The sequence below is a fragment of the Micromonospora inaquosa genome (genome assembly GCF_003857055.1).
GTDB lineage: Bacteria > Actinomycetota > Actinomycetes > Mycobacteriales > Micromonosporaceae > Micromonospora > Micromonospora inaquosa.
Window position 1 is genome coordinate 1 of the sequence record NZ_QGSZ01000281.1, and the last position, 2713, is coordinate 2713.

The 2713-nt window shown below is 70.1% G+C and carries 2 protein-coding genes; both read right to left on the reverse strand.

What is annotated here, in order from left to right; all coding sequences use genetic code 11:
* Positions 1-1026: hypothetical protein (locus DLJ59_RS25975; protein ID WP_148096969.1), on the reverse strand; the 1026-nt coding region annotated here is incomplete at its 3' end.
* Positions 1023-2474, reverse strand: a complete 1452-nt coding sequence (locus DLJ59_RS25980) for a hypothetical protein (protein ID WP_124775410.1) — start codon at positions 2472-2474, stop codon at positions 1023-1025. The genes DLJ59_RS25975 and DLJ59_RS25980, both read right to left, overlap by 4 nt.
* Between the last annotated feature and the right edge of the window lie 239 nt (positions 2475-2713).

A 2713-nucleotide genomic window follows, 5' to 3' on the forward strand; every position in this document is an offset into this window, starting at 1 on the left:
CCAGTAGTGGTCGGGGGTGGGCGGGGTGTCGGGTGATCCCCAGGTGCTGCGAACGTGGTTGGCGAGCAGGTCGTAGCCGGCCACAAGGGCGCGTTGAGTGTCGTCCCATCGAGCGCCCTCGTCGGTGAACTCGGCTGCCTGCCACGCCTGCTCCCAGCCGCCCGGCTGGGCTCCGGCGGCGCTCGCGGCGGCGGTGACGTGCTGCCAGCGGCGACGGACGGCAGGCCAGGCGCAGGCCGGGTCTTCTCCCGAGGCGAGGCTGTTGGCGGCGTTCTCGGCCACGGCGAGGGCTTGGCTGGCTTGCGCGGGGGTGTCGGCGGTGGCCGTGAGCGAGTCAAACCACAGCTCGGCGGCCAGCGTCAGTCCCGCGGTGTGGTCGGCGAGGTCACGGATCGTCTGTTCGCGCCGTGCGAGAAGCGCGGCGCGCACCTGCTGCTGGCGGGCGCGGTCGAGAGCGGTCGCGCCCGCCAAATCGAGGGGGGCCGTTGGGACGCGGCCGGCGCGGGCGTCGAGCAGCGCGAGCAGCCCGGTCTGGGCGGGACCGGTCAGGGTGCCCCCGTCCAAGATCGGCGCCAGTAGCTGTTCCAGGACAGCCGGGTCGGCTGCGGCGGCGGATGCGCGGAATCGTTCGCTGTCGAGGTAGGCATCGTCGACCGATGCGGGCTGGTGGACGAGCGTTGCCATGGTGCGGGCGAATCGATGACATGCACCGGGTGAGGTGCTGTCGGGGAAGAGTCTGCCCCTCAGGGCACCGGTCGCCTGCTTAGCGTCGGGCCGGTGCGCCACGAGTAGCGCCAGTGAGGTAAGGGGTAGGTCCGTTCGCTCGTCGAGCGCGCGGGCGATCCGATCGGCGGCCAGGGCGGCGGTGATCGACAGCAGCGCCCGCACGGTCGCGGGTTCGGGGTCAGCGGTCGTGGCCAGGAGCACGGCGAGGTCGACGTCCTCCTCGCCGTGGTGGCTAAGCAACGGGGACTCGGCCAGGGGCAGGAAGATCCGCTTAGGCGTGGGGCGTGCGGCGGCGGTCATCGGGGGATCCTTCCGGCGACGAGTTCGGCGGCCTGCCGGGCGGTGTGCACCGGGAAGAGCAGGTTCTGGCGCAGGAACGTTCGTTCGAACTGGCTCAGCTCGGCGTGCACGACGGTGGTGATGCCGGTGATGTCCACGCGCGCGTCAGGCCTGCCGATGCGTGCCAGGAGGTGCCGAACTGTTTCCTCGTCCGGCGGCTGGGCTGCCGCGCATACCTGGTGCTGGGCGGCGGGGCAGCGCAGGCGGCAGTTCGTGGTGGGCTGGTCGTAGTGGCCGTTGTAGTCGGGGATGTGGCTGCCGCGTTCCACCGCTCGACCGCACGAGGATCGTTTCAGGACCGCGGGGCGCCAGTCGGAGGCCGCGTCGGCGTACACCTCGTCGAACGCGGCCATGATCCGCGCTTCGGTGCCGGCGGTGAGCAGCTTCTTGCCGGGGGTGAAGGACCCTGCCGGCAGGGGCAGCCCGTAGGACATGAAGGACTGGACGTGGTCGTCGGCGAACTTCAGCCCGCCGAGGACCACGGTGCGGGCGTCGGCGTCCTTGAAGGTCTGCCAGACGTGACGCAGGTGAGCGTCGGTGGTGTTGAGCCCTTCGGCGATCGGCCGGTAATACGCCAGAACGTTGATCTTCTGAGAGTGCAGGATGCGGCGCAGGAACCGCAGCCGGCGCCCACGATTGGGCGGCTCGATCGACTCGGGCATCGCGGCATAGCAGACGTTGATGTCGAGGTCGACGTGGACGAGGGACTCCAGGCAGTCGATCTGCTCGTCAGAGAGGGTGTACTTCGTGATGCACGAAACGCGGTTGGTCAGACCGAGCTCGTCGAGCAGCTGCAACGCGCGCCAGGTCCGCGGCCACAGCTTCGGCAGGAACGCCTCGGAGGTGGACATGTGCAGGCCGATGGGCGTGTGGTGCGGGGTGAACCACGGGTGCGACAGCAGCCGCGCCACGACATCCTCGGGCTCGAGGAACCCGGTCGGCTCCCAGGAACCGAGGTAGCCGTCGACGGTGTCGCCTTCGCGCCGATAACAGTAGGCGCACATCAAGGGGCAGCCGATGCCGAAGTCGGCGGACATGCCGCCCTTCATCTGCGAGATCATGTAACTGGTGTTCAACCCATCGGGGCCGGCGGTGGCCTGGCTCGCGGCAATCTGCTCGACCGTGGCGATTGGCGCGAATCCGGCAGGGAGCACCGACTTGAGCGCGTGCGGGGCGTCCGGGGTACCGACGACGCCAGGCCACGCGAAGGCGCAGCGCAGCGCGAATCCCAGGGCGTCGCTCTGGTCCGCGTCGAGGTAATGGGTGCGGGTAAGCGCAGCGATCGTGCGGGCGGGTAGCTCCTGTAGCGGGATGCGGCGGCCGGTGGGCTCGTGCAGCAGCCGGCCCGCAACGACGTCAGCCAGGGCCCGCTCCAACGGCCCAGCGGCAAGTTGACGCGCCGCGTTCACGACCGGGTAGGGGTCGGATAGGTCGAGGACGGCTTGCAGGCGGCGGGCGACCTCGGATCGGGCCGCACCTCGGTAGAGGGCTGGTTGGTCGGCGGCCGGTTGGTCGACGGCCGGTGGGGACTGCCCCGGGTTCGGTTGACTCGCGGGTTTGAGTGGTTCAGGCCGCGTGTACGGGCTGGTTGATTGTCTCAAACTCGATCGGGGTGAGCCGTCCGAGGCGTTGTTGCCGTCGCCGGCGG